The sequence below is a fragment of the Morganella sp. B601 genome, from assembly GCF_051172335.1.
In the GTDB taxonomy this organism is placed as follows: Bacteria; Pseudomonadota; Gammaproteobacteria; order Enterobacterales; family Enterobacteriaceae; genus Morganella; species Morganella morganii.
This window is the reverse complement of sequence record NZ_JBPIZE010000005.1, coordinates 286,468-302,315: the sequence shown is the minus strand read 5'-3', so window position 1 is coordinate 302,315 and position 15,848 is coordinate 286,468. Positions and strand designations below refer to the sequence as shown.

Here is a 15,848-nt window from a genome sequence, read left to right as displayed (position 1 = left end):
TGAGCTATGGGAAAGAATGTCACACTGTATCTGAACACGTTGCAGAATGAGGCGTGCTTATCTGCGGATTTCTGGCTGTCACTCAGTGAGAAGGGCTTTCCCGGTGATACCGCCTGCTGTGCGGACAGCGGGGTGGTATTGCATCAGCTGAAAGAAACGGTCACACCGGAGACCCGCTGTATCCTGCTGATGGTGCTGACAGACCCGGCGCAATCCGCTGAAAAACTGATGTCTCTGACCTCAGCGCTGGAGCAGGAAATAGCAGCGCATTACCAGCAGTTACGGGTATTCCGCAGTTTGTGTGTACTTACCGGGGCGGACGCGGCGGCAGATGCCAAACAGGCCGGTGAGGTGATGACGGAACTGGAAAAGCAGTCGAACAGCCGTGAGCCGAAAGCCGAATCCAACCCGAACTGGGAAAAAACACCGCCGTACCGCTATCACCTTTTCTTCTGCATGGGGCCGCGCTGTGTTTGTCGCGGTGCCAAATCACTACTGATGCAGCTGCGCCATCAGCTTGCGGCACGTAACCTGTTTGAAAACGAAAACGGCGTGCTGCTGACCCGTTCTCACTGTCAGTATCCCTGCAATCAGGGGCCGCTGGTGACGGTCTATCCGGATAATTTATGGTACCGGCTGACCACGCCGGAAGAGATCCATCTGTTTGTTTCTGAACAGATAGAACAGGGAAGAGTAGTGCCGTCGTTGCTGGCGGAGCATAAATAAAATGAAGATTGTCCGGTATGCTGTCAGTGTGGTCCTGTTGCTGCTGTCTGCAGGGGCTGCGGCAGGAAATAAATGCGATCCGCTGTGGGATAAAACCGCGCCGCCGCAGCATATCATTGCCATGAATCAGCATGCCGCTGATATGGTACTGGCGCTGGATGCCGGGCCGCAGATGCTGGGCGTGAGTTATATTGATGATTCAGCGGAGGCACTGAAATCAGGGCGCTATCACGGTATTCCGGTTTTTTCGGCCAAATACCCCGCGACAGAGAAACTGATCGCCTCCGGGGCAGATTTTGTCGTGGCCGGGTTTTCCTCTGCCTTTATGGCCTCGATGGGCGGGCAGGATGATCTGCAACGTGCCGGTATCGGCAGCTATCTGATGGCATTTGCCTGTGAACGTCAGGCATACAGCGGATTTGACAGTATTAAAATTGATTTGCAGCGCCTGGGGCGGGTCCTCGGGCGGGAAAAAGAGGCGGATGCCGCCGTTACCCGTATCGATGCCACGCTGGCACAGGTAAAATCCCTGCCGCCGCTGCCCCGGAAACCGGTTATTTTTTACCTCGACAGCCAGAGTGACACCCTGATGTCACAGGGAAAGAAGGGGTTTATGACCGAAGTTATCACCCTGGCCGGGGGCGAAAATGTGTTTATCGACATGCCAATGGCAGGTATTCACGTCTCTCCGGAAACACTGCTGGATAAACAGCCGGACTATATTATTCTCGCCGATGCGGTCTGGTCACCGGCAGAAAAGAAAAAAGCCTGGCTGGCAAATCATCCGGCGCTATCCCATCTCGATGCGGTCAAAAACAGACGTTACATTGTTATTCCGTTCAGCGGCGTTTACCCCAATGTAAAAAGCCCGGATGTGTTGCTGACGATAGCGGAAGCCGTCAGGAAGTAATACAGGCGGAACACGGTTTTATTCTTCGTCTGTCTCCAGATTACGGATAAAACGGTAATCAGCCGACGCCGGTTTCAGGCGGTACAGTGCCGCCGGGCGACCACGTTCAGCTCGCTTTTCACCGGTATCAATCAGCAAATCAGCCTGTTCGAGACGGCGGCGGAACGATTTTTTCTGAATCGGCTGACCAATCAGAATTTCATGAACGTGCTGTAATTCCGGCAGGGTAAAGGTTTCCGGCAGGGCGAATCCCGGCACGACGGAATAGAGCGATTTCTGGCGCAGCCGTGCTCTGGCCTGACGGATAAGTAACTGGTGATCAAACGCCAGTGTCATATTCTCTGCTTCATCCAGCGGTATCCATCTGACTGAATTCACTGTATTAATCTGTTTTTCACACGCCTGCATGGCAATCAGTGCGGTATAGCAGACGGTGACTGACCAGCCGCGTTTGTCCCGCTGGTCATTGCCGACCGTACATAACTGCTCAATGTATGGTGGTGCCACACCGGTTTTTTCCCGCAGTTTCCGCAGTACGGTATCTTCCAGAGTCTTATCCTGTGCCTCATCCACAAAACCACCGGGCAATCCCCATTTGCCTTTCTCCGGATGTTCCGCGCGTTCGGCCAGCAGCACATGCAGGGTTTCATTGTGATAAGTGAAAAGCACAGCATCAACGGTCACCAGGGGCGACAAAAAGTCACGGCGCTGATAACCGGCGAGGTAAGTTTGTTCATCCATTTGCGTCACATCCTGAAATCGGGATAAGTCATTCTATTGTAAGGAGAGAAATCCGGATTGCAAATTAAATGTCATTCAGACACTAATTCCGCTTGACATTAATAGTGTCAATAAGCCACTATATTGTTATTGTCATAACGACACTAATGAGGTGATACTATGTTTAATTTAAAATTCTTCAAAGCAGACCCGTCCACATTTGTTATCCGTTCCGTGAACGGTCATGTCAAAAGTCAGGGACAAGGGCTGAGCTTCTGGTACAACAGTGCGACCACATCGATCGCCGCCCTGCCGTTAAGTGCGCAGGAAACCCCGTTTATTTTCAACTTCCAGACAGCGGATTTCCAGAGCCTCCGTGTTCAGGGACAACTTTCCTTTCAGGTCAGCGCGCCGGAAAAAACGGCCGGGGTGCTTAACTTTGTGCTCAACCGGGACGGAAAAACCTACGCGACCGACGACCCGATGAAACTGAATGACCGGATTGTCCGTGCGGCACAAACCATTATCCAGGCGGAGATCCAGTCCACACCGCTGCGCCGTGCATTATTGCTCAGCCAGTCGCTGGTGGCACTGGTGCAGTCACGTCTGGCACAGCAGGCGGCGCTTGAGGCGCTGGGGATCACCATTCTGGATTTCTCTGTCACCGCGATTACCCCGACACCGGAAACGGCCCGTGCACTTGAGGCGGAAGCCCGGGAATCCCTGCTGAAAGAGGCGGATGATGCGATTTATGCGCGGCGCAAATCCTCCGTTGAACAGGAGCGCACGATCAAAGAAGCTGAGCTGGAGACCGATCTCTCTGTGCAGAAAAAAGAGCAGCAGATAGAGGAATCCCGGCTGGAAAACGAACGCACACTGCTGCGTGAGCAGGCGGCAATGGCACAGGAGCGGCTGGCGGCGGAGATTGGTGAGGAGCAGCAGCGTCAGACACTGGTTTCTCTCAGTGCGGATAATCAGCGCGTTCAGTCCGATGCGGATGCGTATGCGATTGAAACCAAAATGAAAGCGTACCGTGAGTTGCCGGTGGAGAATCTCAAAGCCCTGGCACTGAGCCGGATGGCACCGGAGCAACTGATGGCGATGGCCTTTGAATCTCTGGCACAGAATGCCGGAAAAATTGGTGAGCTGAATATCGCGCCGGATATGTTCAGTCAGATGATGAAAAAAGGGAGCAAAGCATGAGCCGCCGGGATGAGGTACGGTTTGTCCTGGTCACACAGAAAACCCGGCTGCAGGAGCTGATTGCCCGTTTCAATACCTGGCCGCAGGCGAAGTTTTACCTGGAGCATAACGGCATCTCCGTGAGTGATTATCTCGCGGAGCATGATCGCTACCAGGCGCAGCTGACAGAGGCGAAACGTATTTTGCTGCAGGCAGGACAGGTACAGATTCCGGATCGCACGCTGCTGCCGGGGTATCAGTTTTCTGACCGCGATATTGTGGTGATTATCGGCCGCGACGGGCTGGTGGCGAATACCCTGAAATACCTGAACGGCCAGCCGGTGATTGCGGTTAACCCGGACCCGGAACGCTGGGACGGTATACTGCTGCCTTTTGAACTGCCGCAGCTGGCCTCTGTGGTGACGCGGACACTGAACCTGGATATGCCGTCGAAAGTCCTGAGTTTTGCACAGGCGGTCACCAATGACGGACAAAAAATGCTGGCGGTCAATGATCTGTTTATCGGGCCGAAAAGTCACACATCGGCCCGCTATATTCTCAGTCACGGCGGGCAGGCGGAAGCGCAGTCCTCCTCCGGGGTGATTATCTCAACAGGGCTCGGTTCGACGGGGTGGTTACAGTCGGTTCTGGCCGGTGCGCTGGGCGTGACCGGCGGCAGTTCACATCCGCTGCGTGCCGGGATCGGCTGGGATGAAAAGCGCCTGCAGTTCAGTGTGCGGGAGCCTTTCCCGGGGCGGACATCCGGAACCTCACTGGTTTTCGGGGCGGTCGATAATACGATGACACTACAGCTTGAATCACAGATGCCGGAAAACGGGGTTATTTTTTCTGACGGGATAGAGTCCGATTTTCTGCATTTCAATGCAGGATGTATTGTCACAATCGGTATTGCGGATATACAGGGAAGGCTGATGTATGAATAACAAACCAGTGTACCGTCAGGGAGCGGATAACAGAACGGGGCACACAGCGTGCCCCGTAAGGAATAAAACCACATTTGTTTATTGATCAGATAGCCCAGCCACCCGCATAGAACGCGACTAACACGATGGCAATAATCACCGTGCCGGTGTTGAGTTTGCGCCACTCTTTTGCCACCAGACGGCCAATCACCAGGGTGACATAGCCCAGCATAATACCGGTGACGATATTACAGGTCAGTACGATAAAGACCGCACACACCAGCCCGGACATGGCATCGACAGAGTCGTCGAAATCCAGTTTTGCCACATTACTCAGCATCAGCAGGCCGACATACATCAGTGCCGGTGCGGTTGCATACCCCGGGATCAGGTAAGAGAGCGGTGAGAAGAACAGGATCAGCAGGAACAGCACGCCGACGGTCACGGCAGTCAGCCCGGTTTTACCGCCTGCGGCAGTCCCCGCAGCGGATTCAATATATACCGCAGCCGGAGAAGCACCTACTGCACCGGAGATAATGGAGCTGACGGAGTCCACGGTCAGGGCTTTGCCGCCGTTGATAATCTGATTGTCTTTATCCAGCAGGTTGGCCTGTCCGGCGACGGCACGGATGGTGCCGGTGGCATCAAACACAGCTGTCATTACCAGTGCCAGCACACTCGGCAGAACGGCGGTTTGCAGGGCACCCATAATATCCATACTGAATATCAGAGATTTACCGTCCGCGCCACTCAGTGACGGCATGGCGATCAGCCCCTGATAGGTGACGTTCGGGTCAACAATCAGGCCGATAACCGAAATCCCGATAATCACCAGCAGGATCCCGCCCGGCACGTGCATTTTTTCCAGACTGACAATCACCGCCAGCCCGATCAGTGACATGGCGACCGGGAAGGAGGTAAATGCCCCCATTGCCACCGGCAGACCTTCCAGCGGGTTCTTGATAACCAGGCCGACGCCGTTGGCGGCAATCAGCAGCAGGAACAGGCCGATACCAATCCCGGTGCCGTGAGCTATCCCCATCGGCAGGTTGCGCAGGATCCAGTTTCGCACCCCGGTAACGGAAATCAGGGTAAAAATCACACCCATCAGGAAGACCGCACCGAGCGCAACCGGAATGCTGATTTGCTGCCCGAGCACCAGGCTGAATGCGGTAAAGGCGGTGAGTGAGATAGCACAGCCGATAGCCATCGGCAGGTTTGCCCACAGCCCCATCATGATGGAGCCGATACTGGCGACCAGACAGGTGGCAACAAAGATGGCACCCGGCGGGAACCCGGCTTTGCCGAGCATGGAAGGGACGACGATGACAGAATAGACCATGGCGAGGAAGGTGGTGACCCCGGCCAGAATCTCCCGTTTGACGCTGCTGCCGCGGGCGGAGATTTTAAAGTACGCGTCCAGTGCGCCTTTTGCTGCCGCCCCGGAGTTATCCGGTGTTGTATTATCAGACATAATTGCAGACCCCGAGAATGAAATGAAAATGTGTTTTAATCACAGCATTGGTGTGCGTCAGGTCCGTTCATAGACCAGGCGTCCATCGATGTAAGTCCGGTAAATCGTGCGGTCATCACCAAGCGCAATCATCACAAACAGTTTCTCCGCCAGCGTGCGTGAGTTGTCATAACGCAACTGCTGGAGCGGGGTCGCGGTCGGTTCAAGTACCACAAAATCCGCTTCTTTGCCGGTGGCAAAGTTACCGATACAGCTATCCAGTCCTAATGAATGCGCGCCGCCGAGGGTGGCGAGATAAAACGCTTCAAAGGCGGTTAAACAGGTTTTCTGCAACTGCATCACTTTGTAAGCTTCACTCAGTGTCTGCAGCATATTGAAGGTCGTTCCGGCACCGACGTCAGTACCAATCCCGACTTTCACTTTTTTCGCCAGCGCCTTTTTCAGATTAAACAGGCCGCTGCCGAGATAAAGGTTTGATGTCGGACAAAATGCCACCGCTGAGCCGGTATCGTGCAGGCAGTCCCACTCCTCTTCCTCAAGGTGGATACAGTGCGCAAATACGCTGCGTTCGCCGGTCAGTCCGTAGTGGTGATAGACATCCAGGTAGTTTTTGCTGTCCGGATAGAGTTCTTTTACCCACTCAATTTCTGCTTTGTTTTCATCAAGGTGAGTGTGAACCCAGGTGTCCGGATACTCCTCGCGCAGCCGCTGACACACCGCCAGCTGTTCCGGGCTGGAGGTCGGCGCAAAACGCGGGGTGATGGCATAGAGCAGACGCCCTTTTTTATGCCAGCGTTCGATCAGCGCCTTACACTCTTCGTAGCTGCTTTCCGGTGTGTCGGTGAGGTAGTCCGGCGCGTTTCTGTCCATCATCACTTTACCGGTGATGAGGCGCATATTGAGCTGGCTCGCCGCATCAAACAGGGCATTGACCGATTCCGGGTGAACAGTACTGAAGACCAGTGCGGTCGTGGTGCCGTTACGCAGCAGTTGTTTGATAAAAAACGCTGACATTTCACGGGCGTAATCAATATCCTGATACAGCTTTTCAGTCGGGAACACATGGCGGTTGAGCCATTCGAGTAACTGCTCGCCGTGAGCACCGATCATCTCGCTCTGCGGATAGTGAACGTGGGTATCAATAAAGCCCGGCACCACCAGTTTCCCGGTGTAATCGCGGACACGGACGGTTTCCGGGATCAGATGCTTCCCGTCTTCCCACTGTCCGAACCACTCTATTTTTCCGTGCCGGATTAGCATCAGGCCGTCATCAATCAGGCGGACTGCATCGGGCAGATCGTCCATCGAGGTCACTACGCGGGTGATATCCAGGAACTTCCCGCGTACCGCTTTGACGGTATGTTCAGACGACATAGCTGACTCCTCTGCTTACAAAAAGCCCTCACCGGAACCGGCGAGGGCAGGGTTGATTTAATTATATTTTGCTCAGACCGCGCAGGATTTTTTCCGGCGTGAAGTGCCATTCACGCAGCCAGACACCGCAGGCATCATGAATTGCGGTGGCGATAGCCGGTGCTGCACCGTTAACCGCGATTTCCGAGATGGATTTCGCACCATACGGGCCGACCTGGTCATCACTCGGCACCAGGAAGGCACGGAAATCACGCGGGATATCGCCGATCTTCGGTGCGCCGTAAGTTTTCAGGTCGCGGGTCAGCGGCACACCTTTGGCATCGTAGCGGATCTCTTCTGACATACTGTGGCCGATGGCACGCATGGAGGCACCGTAAATCTGACCTAAGGCCAGATCCGGGTTCACCGGCGTACCGCAGTCGAGCAGTGCGTAGAATTTATCCAGGCGAATTTCACCGGTACGGGTGTTCACGGCCACTTCAGCAAAGTTTGCTCCGTACGGGAAGGCAAAGTCCGGTGTGATATAACTGGCGTTTGCCACCAGCACACCAAACCCTGTACCGCCTTCGGCTGCATGTGCCAGATCCCCGAACGTGATTTCGCCTTTCTTACCGCGTACCACACCCGGTGCCGCCAGGGTGACATCTTCCACCGGTTCACCGATTTGCGCGGCACCGTGGAACAGGATTTTTTTACGCAGATTCTCTGCCGCCATTTTCGCCGCATTACCGGAGAAGCAGGTGCCGGAGGAGGCATAAGCTCCTTTATCGAACAGCGCGTGGTCAGTATCCCCTGAGATAACATGGACATCATCCGGGCAGCAGCACAGCACTTCGGCGGTCAGTTTTTTGACCACGGTATCGAGGCCGGTACCGATATCCGCACCACCGGAGTGGACGATAAAGGTGCCGTCAGATTCCAGTTTGACCATACAGTTTGCCTGGTCGATATCCGGAATCCCTGATTTCTGCATGATGATGGCCACGCCGCGTCCGGTTTTCCAGTCGCCGTCCTGCTTACGCGGGGAATCCCAGTTGATAAGTTCGCGGCCTTTTTTCAGGATCGGGCCGAGGGCGCAGCTGGCGGCAGTCGGTACCGAGGTCGGCATTTTCCCTTCCCCGATAGCGCCGAGGATCTTCAGTTCCTGACCTTCATGCACGCGATTGGTTTCAATCAGATCCAGCAGGTCGATATTCAGTTCTTTTGCCAGTTCAGCCAGGATCATGGTCAGGGCGAAGTTACCTTTCGGTGCCCCGTAACCCTGATAAGCGCCGGTCGGACAGATGTTGGAGTAGTAAGTGGTCACCCGGAAATCGACGTTATCACACGGATAGAGCGGCAGTGACAGCGCCGGACCGTTACTCGGTACCGTCAGTGAGTGGTTACCGTAAGGGCCGGTGTTCGCCAGGAATTCCATATTGATGGCGGTGATTTTCCCGTCTTTTTTCGCGCCCAGTTTGATTTTCACTTTCGCCACATGGCGGCTGGTGTTCGCGATAAATTCTTCTTCACGGGTGTAGCGGAATGAGACCGGACGGCCGGTGACATAAGTTGCCCACGCGCAGACTTCTTCCAGCAGGATATCCTGTTTGGAGCCGAAGCCGCCGCCGACACGCTCTTTGATTACATGCACTTTGTTCTGTTTCAGGCCGAGAATACGCGCCACCTGGCGGCGTAAGTGCCACGGTACCTGAGTGGAGGCGTGGATCACCAGACGGTCGCCGTTCATGTAGGTATAGCAGATATGCGGTTCGGTCGGGCACTGCTGAACCTGGCGGGATTCATAGGTGCGCTCGATAACGGTATCCGCTTCCGCAAAGCCTTTATCCAGATCCCCGATATGGCCGTGAACACCCGCAGCAATGTTTTTGCACGGTTTCGCGCCGATCGGGAAGTTAATCTGTAAATGCTCGCCGCGATCTGCCGCGTTCTTATTCTGCTCTGCCAGGTCAGCCGGCGCGCCGTTAACATAAATCACCGGCTCATCATGCACCAGCGGTGCGCCGTCAGCTTTGGCTTCATCGATAGACATAACCGGTTTCAGCACTTCATATTCGACTTCGATTAACGATAATGCTTTCAGTGCGATAGCTTCGTTTTCTGCCACCACAGCGGCCACTCGGTCACCGACGTGACGGAGTTTTTTACCGAACATGCGGCGGTCAAGCGGAGATGGCTCCGGCGCACTCTGTCCGCCCGGGGTGTAATACACATCCGGACAGTTTTTGTGGGTGATAACATGTACCACGCCCGGCAGCGCTTCCGCTTTACTGACATCCAGGCGGGTGATCAGGGCGTGAGCGTGCGGGCTGCGCAGCATCTTGATAACACAGGTATTGGCCGGAATGCGGTCTTCCACATAGCACGGTTTTGCCTGCACCATCACGGCCGCATCGGTTTTCGGTGTAACTTTCCCGACAACGGTCAGGTCATCGCGGAAGGCCGGGGCGTTATCCGCTTTGTAGTGCGGATCTTTGCGGCGTTTTACCAGCAGATCAATGACTTCATAGAATTGCTGATAACCGGCGTCACGGCTGAACAGACCGGAAAGGGCATCATCAATCTGGTCGCGATCCGGCTCCGGTATACGTTTAATAAGATCAGTCAGGATCAGGGCCGCCGCCGGGTCGTTATAACCGGACTGGATCACACCCACATCGACCATCGCCTGCTGAACATCACTCAGTTCATTCCATTTGCCGAGGGATTCGGCGGTTTCAATCACTGCGCCTTCCAGCTGGGCAGCGATCAGCAGTGATGCGTTGACAATACGGCCGTTGAATAAAATGGCGTCAGAGCCTGCGAAGCCATAGCCGTCATCACTGTTACGCACAGAGTGCATACCCAGGCTGAACAGAATGTTGCGGACGTTTTCGCCCGGAATGCAATCGGGTGAATGCGGGGTGCCGTTAAGTATAAAATGGACGTTCATTTCTTATTCCTCCCCCATTTGCCGGCAGTCTGTCAGCAGGTCTGAAACTAAAATTCCGGTGATATAGCGTTTATATTCTTCACTGCCCAGTAAATCCGCTTTCGGATTCACGGCCTGACTGACGGCTTTCTCCAGCGCTTCCCCGCTGAGATTTTTCGCCTCAACCTGCGGCAGACGGCTGATACCGCAACCGACACCGTCAACGGCGATCCGCTGCTCATTATTACCGGTCAGTGCGACAGCGGCAGTGACCACAGCCCAGCCGTCAGCGGTTTCGCGGACAGTACGGGTGGCGCAGCGGCGGAACGGATCCTGTAAAATCAGATGCGTGATCAGGCGGTCATCCGGTGCGGCGAGATAGCTTTCCAGCGGGATCACATCATTGCTGGCAAGCTGCACCTGAGCATCCAGCACCAGCAGCACCGGCAGCAGCGCATGCTCGCGCTGACAGGCGGCGATCTCCCCGCCGATGGTGGCCTGGTTACGGATATGGCGTGAATAGACAAAACCGAGTGCGTCATACAGCGCACGCGGGATCAGCGGGCTTTCCCGCAGCGCTTCCAGCGTGACAACCGCGCCGATACGCAGAATACCGTCCTGCCACTCGATGGATTTCAGCGGCAGCAGTGACAGTGAGATAGCGACAGTGCGGTCAGTTTTGGTCGGTACCGCATTCAGTTTACTGCCGCCTGCAAACCAGACAGCATTTTCCTGAAAGCGTTGTTTCAGCTCAGTTGCCTGCGTTAAGGTGGCAGGGCGGAAAAATTGTTCGATCATGGGTTACCCCTACATTGCTCTTCCGGCCTGCGGCAGTGCCGCAGGCCATGGTTTTTTATTACAGTGCGTCCATCCGGGCCCACATCTTTTTCGCGGCTTTGCGTGCTTCTGCAAAGAGCGGTTCGATATCGAACGGGAACTGACGGTTTTCATACACCATCACACCATCCACCATCACGCTGTTCACACTGTTGGAGCCTAAGCCGAAGGCCAGATGGCCCGGCAGGTTATCCCCCGTGAACGGAGTCGGTGGTGTGTAATCACAGATAGTCAGGTCAGCCTGATACCCGGTTTCCACGCGGCCGAATTGTTTGCCGAAGTTGCGTGCCAGTAAGCGGTTACCGTTCCACAGGAAGCGGGTGAAGCTGTCCGGCCACATAGAACCGCCTGCATCGCGGTGTTTAAAGAAGGCAAACTTCATTTCTTCTAACATATCGGAGCCGATACCGTCTGTGCCGAGTACCACGTTGTTGTAGTCACCCAGGCGGTGGTTGTAGCCGACATGGTTGTTCATATTGGAACGGGCGTTGTGGACGAGGAAGCCATCTTTTTTATTCAGCAGCTCAATATCTGCGGAAGAAAGATACAGGCCGTGAGCGATCAGGGTTTTTTCATCAATCAGATCAAACTCACCCAGGCGGATCAGCAGGTCCTTGCCGTATTTGTCATGGCTGAAAGAGACGTCATAACTGTCTTCCGCTGCATGGATATGCAGGCCGCGTCCGGTTTTCTTAATCGCCTCGCGCAGCATTTTCAGACCTTCATCCGCCACGGTAAACGGTGCGTGTGCCCCGATGTGTGCTTCCACCAGATAGCGGGATTTACCGCTTTTGCGTTCGCTGTCGATAAGTTCCGCAAAGGCGATATTCTCTTCCACTCCGGCTTCCAGCTCTTTCAGGCCGCCGTTACGGTCAGTGGTTTCGTAGCAGGTCATGCCGCGCAGACCGGCTTTCAGGAAACCGTCGCGCAGGGTTTTCAGGGAGCCGGCGATATAGTTTGGTGAGGCGTGATGGTCAATCACCGAGGTACAGCCGCTCTTAATCGCTTCGAGAGAGCAGATAAGGCCGCTGTAATAAAGCGATTCCTCATCCAGCGCGCGGTCGAGCCGCCACCACAGGTTTTTCAGGGTGGAGATAAAATCCGGGCTCGGCGCGATATTCGCCATGATGCCGCGTGACAGGCCGGAATAGAAATGGTTATGGGAGCAGACGATCCCCGGCATCACCAGTTTGCCTTTCATCTCTCTGACTTCCGCGCCCGGGTAACGGGAATGAAGCCCGTTACCCACAGCCGCAATTTTGTCACCCTCAATGGCGATATCGATCCCTTCGCGGATCCCCGCCGGTTCGAACTCAGTGATGGTGGCGTTTTTCAGAATCAGCATAATTATTTCTCCACCCGGCCTAACAGATAACGATAGTGTTTATGGACATGGCTCATGATGCGGCACATCTCTTCCAGTTCCTGAGGAATCTGACTGAATTCCCCGTCAGCACCCAATTGTAATTTGCTGACTTTGCCATCGAGGCGGACAGTAAAGGTGCTGCCGTCAGCCAGGAAGCCCGGGTTGGTGCTGTTTTCGAAGTCTTCCGGCAGACTGAAGATAGTGACTTTGTCTTTGTACGGCTTGCCCTGCCACGGACAGAACTGGGCACAGTTGCCGCACTCGTTACACATCGCATCCAGGTGCAGGGTCTGATAACGGTTACGGAAGCCCGGAATCGCCACAGAAATGTTGGCGCGGTTCGGGCACACATCCACACATTTCGCACAGATGTAGTTACATTCCAGGCAGCGCTCTGCTTCCTGTTTCACGAACGCCTCGCGATCGTCGCTGTCCACCATCTGCACAGCGATAGCGCCTTTGCGGTCAGTGATATCCTGCGGATCGACATTGAGCCAGTATTTGTCGCTGTAGTGAGAGAGGATATTTTCGCGCTCCAGAATGGCATCCGTCGCACGACCCGCATCACCGATAGCCGCCACGATAGAGGACGGGCCGCTCTGGACATCACCAATCAGGAACACATTGGCGCGGGTGGTTTCACCGCTGTTGCGGTACACTGCCGGCCAGCCGTCCTCACCCATCGGCACGCCGATTTGTGACAGTACTTCGCAGTCCTGCTGCTCGCCGATAGCGGTGATCACGCTGTCGATTTTCAGGGAGACAGTCTCTTCTGTCGCCACCGGACGGCGGCGGCCTGACTCATCCGGTTCACCCAGTTTCATGGTGCGGACCAGCAGGGTGCCGTCAGCATTGAACTGCTCCGGATTGTGCAGGAACATGAATTTCACATCATCTTCAACCGCTTCTTCATACTCTTCCGGCCAGGCAGGCATTTCCGCCTGAGAGCGGCGGTAGATAACCGTCACATCTTCCACACCGGCAATCCGTTTGGCGGCACGGGCGCAGTCCATGGCGGTGTTACCGGCACCGATAACGGCAACATGTTTGCCCATTTTCAGCGGCGCATTGTTGTTGTAATCATGCAGGAACGGCAGGGATTTATAGACGTTGCGGTTATCACCGGCGAGTTTCACGCCGCTGTTTTTATCTGTCCCTATCGCGACCAGCACATAGGTGAAACCCTGCTCCAGCAGTTTATCGACGGTCAGACGCGGGTCACAACCGTATTCAAATTTCACGCCGTGGTCGGCGACGAACTGAATATCGTGCTCAATAGTTTCACGCGGGATACGGAAGTGCGGGATGATATTCGCCACCACACCACCGGCATTGGCTTCTTTCTCAAATACCGTCACCGGATGACCGGCACGGGCGAGGAAATACCCGGCAGCCAGACCGGCAGGACCGGCACCAATCACCGCGACCGGGTTTTTATCACCGGAACCGGCCGGTTTGTGCCAGCGGGCTTTGTACTCTTTCCAGCCTTTTTCCACCGCCACTTTTTTCAGTTCGCGGATATTCAGCGCACTTTCGTAATCCAGGCGGGTACAGTTGTACTGGCACTGGTGATCACAGATATGACCGGTGATGGCAGGCAGGGCGTTGCGCTGGTAAATCAGTTCCAGTGCATCCGCATAGCGGCCTTCGCCCAGCAGGCGGATATACTCAGGAATATCCTGTTTGATGGCACAGGCGGTCACACACGGTGCGACATAACAGTCGGTCAGCGGCAGCGGGCCGCCCGCGTCGATTTCCTGGTCTGATTTCCAGTGTTTCTGGGTATATTCCATGCTGACGGCGCGTTCTGCCAGTGCATTCAGTTTACCCGTATCAATCTGCGTCATGCCCCACGCATCTGACTCATCCAGCTCACGCAGACACTCGGTCTGGCGCATATAACCGCCCGGTTTCAGCAGGTCAGTTGCCATAGTGATAGGGCGGATACCGGATTCAAAAATATCGCGGATATTGAACTTGCTGGCTCCGCCGGAGTAAGAAATCGGCAGTTTGCCGTCAAAATGACGGGAGAGCAGCGCGGCTACGTTGATGGAGAGCGGGAACAGGGCGCGGCCTGACATATACATCTCACCGCCCGGCAGACGCCCTTTATTATTGATGGTACCGAGGGTGTTGGTCAGCTTGACCCCGAAACCGCGATCCACTTCCTTCGCCAGGTCCATCAGGCGCTGTAACATTTCCAGGGCACGATCCAGTTTCAGGTCATGAGAGAACGATTCCTCACTCAGCCCGATGTAATCAAAGCCGCAGGTGTCGAGAATTTCACGGACACGCGGGAAGCCGAGCAGTGTCGGGTTCAGCTTCACATAGGTATTGATGTGTTTCTCTTCCAGCATGTAGCGGCAGATAGCCTCAATCTCATCCGGCGGGCAGCCGTGCATGGTGGAGAGGGTCACGCCTTTGGATAAATCCCCCGGCACGCGGTCAGCCATGGCCAGCAGATCCGCTTTGCGATCCTCCAGACCCAGCTCTTTCAGGAAGCCCGGACGGGAAATAAAGGCTTTCATTTCCTCACGGTATTTCGCGAAGACCGGCAGCTGTGAGGAATCCATCATGGCGTGGATGTACTGCTGCATGCGCGGCTGTTTAATCCCTTCCAGGTTATAACCGACACTCATATTAAAGATGAAGGATTTCGCCTCGCCTTTGGTGCGCGGGTCAAAAATCGCTTCTAATAAATGAAGGGCAAACCAGGCTTTGAGATATTCGTCGTGGGCTTTCGGCAGGGTAAATTCGGTGGACCATTCGGTGTTGAAACATTCGTCCTGAGCATCGATACACGGCTTTTCGAGCTCAAGTTCATCGAGGATCTGAACGGTTTTCACCTCGATAAAACGGCCGCCGGTCAGCCAGGAAACCACAATATTCTGAGCAAGCTGAGTATGGGGACCGGCCGCAGGGCCGATCGGCGTCTCGCAGGTTTCACCGAAGACAGACATCAGAGGATGCTGATGTTCTCTGCGGTAAAACTGCCGTTCATTGATACCAAAAATGGAACGGCTCGCCTTATATTCTTCAAAGATCCGGTTCAGAAGTTCGCCGAACGGGACGGGACGCATTATATCTCCCATAAAACTCTCCTTGCTGCAATATGAGGGGGCATGCCGGTGGTGCCGGACATGCAACTGTATGCACTCACAGTTGCAACAATTACGCCAGGATTGTTTAAGGCTGCGGATTTGGCGTTCAGAGAAATAAAAAAATGTGAGACAAATCTAATCTTAATGTCAAAGTGTGAAACAGTTCGCACAGCGCTAAATGAGAATATGAATCAATAAAAAAGATCTTTATTACCATGGGATTAACATGTGAATAAGATTCTCAAAAAAAAGAAAAAATGTATCACATTGATAATGGGAAAGTGATGTTAACAGTTAATGTTATTAATGGGATGAATGTAATAG

General features: G+C 54.5%; 11 protein-coding genes. 4 read left to right on the top strand and 7 right to left on the bottom strand.

What is annotated here, in order from left to right; all coding sequences use genetic code 11:
• Positions 1–6: 6 nt before the first annotated feature.
• A complete protein-coding gene (locus tag ACSBQN_RS14860; protein WP_152697061.1) occupies positions 7–726 on the top strand; it encodes a (2Fe-2S) ferredoxin domain-containing protein in 720 nt (239 codons plus the stop codon).
• Between the two features lies 1 nt (position 727).
• A complete protein-coding gene (locus ACSBQN_RS14855; protein WP_024472800.1) occupies positions 728–1,636 on the top strand; it encodes an ABC transporter substrate-binding protein in 909 nt (302 codons plus the stop codon).
• A gap of 18 nt (positions 1,637–1,654) precedes the next feature.
• Here ACSBQN_RS14855 and ACSBQN_RS14850 read toward each other — a convergent pair whose 3' ends face one another.
• Positions 1,655–2,377, bottom strand: a complete 723-nt coding sequence (locus tag ACSBQN_RS14850; protein ID WP_024472799.1) for an NUDIX hydrolase — start codon at positions 2,375–2,377, stop codon at positions 1,655–1,657.
• 159 nt (positions 2,378–2,536) lie between these two features.
• On the opposite strand from ACSBQN_RS14850, the gene ACSBQN_RS14845 reads away from it, so the two are divergent.
• On the top strand, positions 2,537–3,559 hold the full coding sequence (locus tag ACSBQN_RS14845; RefSeq protein WP_024472798.1) for an SPFH domain-containing protein: 1,023 nt from the start codon (positions 2,537–2,539) through the stop codon (positions 3,557–3,559).
• Positions 3,556–4,482 carry a sugar kinase gene (locus ACSBQN_RS14840; RefSeq protein ID WP_152696835.1) on the top strand — a complete coding sequence of 309 codons (927 nt, stop codon included), beginning with the start codon at positions 3,556–3,558 and terminating at the stop codon, positions 4,480–4,482. Before ACSBQN_RS14845 ends, ACSBQN_RS14840 begins: the two co-directional genes overlap by 4 nt.
• Before the next feature lie 85 nt (positions 4,483–4,567).
• Here the strand turns inward: ACSBQN_RS14840 and ACSBQN_RS14835 are convergent, their stop codons facing one another.
• The 6 genes from ACSBQN_RS14835 to ygfK form a co-directional block, all read right to left on the bottom strand.
• Complete coding sequence (locus tag ACSBQN_RS14835; protein ID WP_024472796.1) at positions 4,568–5,935, bottom strand: NCS2 family permease; 1,368 nt, start codon at positions 5,933–5,935, stop codon at positions 4,568–4,570.
• Between the two features lie 57 nt (positions 5,936–5,992).
• Positions 5,993–7,309, bottom strand: coding sequence for a guanine deaminase (gene guaD, locus ACSBQN_RS14830; RefSeq protein ID WP_024472795.1), 1,317 nt, complete (start codon positions 7,307–7,309; stop codon positions 5,993–5,995).
• 61 nt (positions 7,310–7,370) lie between these two features.
• Entirely contained in the window at positions 7,371–10,241 is a 2,871-nt protein-coding gene (locus ACSBQN_RS14825) for a molybdopterin-dependent oxidoreductase Mo/Fe-S-binding subunit (protein WP_024472794.1), read from the bottom strand.
• 3 nt (positions 10,242–10,244) lie between these two features.
• Positions 10,245–11,018 carry a molybdopterin-dependent oxidoreductase FAD-binding subunit gene (gene ygfM / locus ACSBQN_RS14820; protein WP_024472793.1) on the bottom strand — a complete coding sequence of 258 codons (774 nt, stop codon included), beginning with the start codon at positions 11,016–11,018 and terminating at the stop codon, positions 10,245–10,247.
• Between the two features lie 58 nt (positions 11,019–11,076).
• Entirely contained in the window at positions 11,077–12,402 is a 1,326-nt protein-coding gene (gene ssnA, locus ACSBQN_RS14815) for a putative aminohydrolase SsnA (RefSeq protein ID WP_024472792.1), read from the bottom strand.
• A 2-nt stretch (positions 12,403–12,404) separates the two neighbouring features.
• Positions 12,405–15,515 (bottom strand): putative selenate reductase subunit YgfK, encoded by a 3,111-nt coding sequence (gene ygfK, locus ACSBQN_RS14810; RefSeq protein ID WP_036408566.1) that lies wholly within the window; start codon positions 15,513–15,515, stop codon positions 12,405–12,407.
• Positions 15,516–15,848: the final 333 nt, after the last annotated feature.

What these genes read in the sequence shown, in the direction of transcription:
- ACSBQN_RS14860 (WP_152697061.1), top strand. Translation starts at nt 7, where the DNA reads ATGGGAAAGAATGTCACACTGTATCTGAACACGTTGCAGAATGAGGCG.
- ACSBQN_RS14855 (WP_024472800.1), top strand. Translation starts at nt 728, where the DNA reads ATGAAGATTGTCCGGTATGCTGTCAGTGTGGTCCTGTTGCTGCTGTCT.
- ACSBQN_RS14850 (WP_024472799.1), bottom strand. Translation starts at nt 2,377, where the DNA reads ATGGATGAACAAACTTACCTCGCCGGTTATCAGCGCCGTGACTTTTTG.
- ACSBQN_RS14845 (WP_024472798.1), top strand. Translation starts at nt 2,537, where the DNA reads ATGTTTAATTTAAAATTCTTCAAAGCAGACCCGTCCACATTTGTTATC.
- ACSBQN_RS14840 (WP_152696835.1), top strand. Translation starts at nt 3,556, where the DNA reads ATGAGCCGCCGGGATGAGGTACGGTTTGTCCTGGTCACACAGAAAACC.
- ACSBQN_RS14835 (WP_024472796.1), bottom strand. Translation starts at nt 5,935, where the DNA reads ATGTCTGATAATACAACACCGGATAACTCCGGGGCGGCAGCAAAAGGC.
- guaD (WP_024472795.1), bottom strand. Translation starts at nt 7,309, where the DNA reads ATGTCGTCTGAACATACCGTCAAAGCGGTACGCGGGAAGTTCCTGGAT.
- ACSBQN_RS14825 (WP_024472794.1), bottom strand. Translation starts at nt 10,241, where the DNA reads ATGAACGTCCATTTTATACTTAACGGCACCCCGCATTCACCCGATTGC.
- ygfM (WP_024472793.1), bottom strand. Translation starts at nt 11,018, where the DNA reads ATGATCGAACAATTTTTCCGCCCTGCCACCTTAACGCAGGCAACTGAG.
- ssnA (WP_024472792.1), bottom strand. Translation starts at nt 12,402, where the DNA reads ATGCTGATTCTGAAAAACGCCACCATCACTGAGTTCGAACCGGCGGGG.
- ygfK (WP_036408566.1), bottom strand. Translation starts at nt 15,515, where the DNA reads ATGGGAGATATAATGCGTCCCGTCCCGTTCGGCGAACTTCTGAACCGG.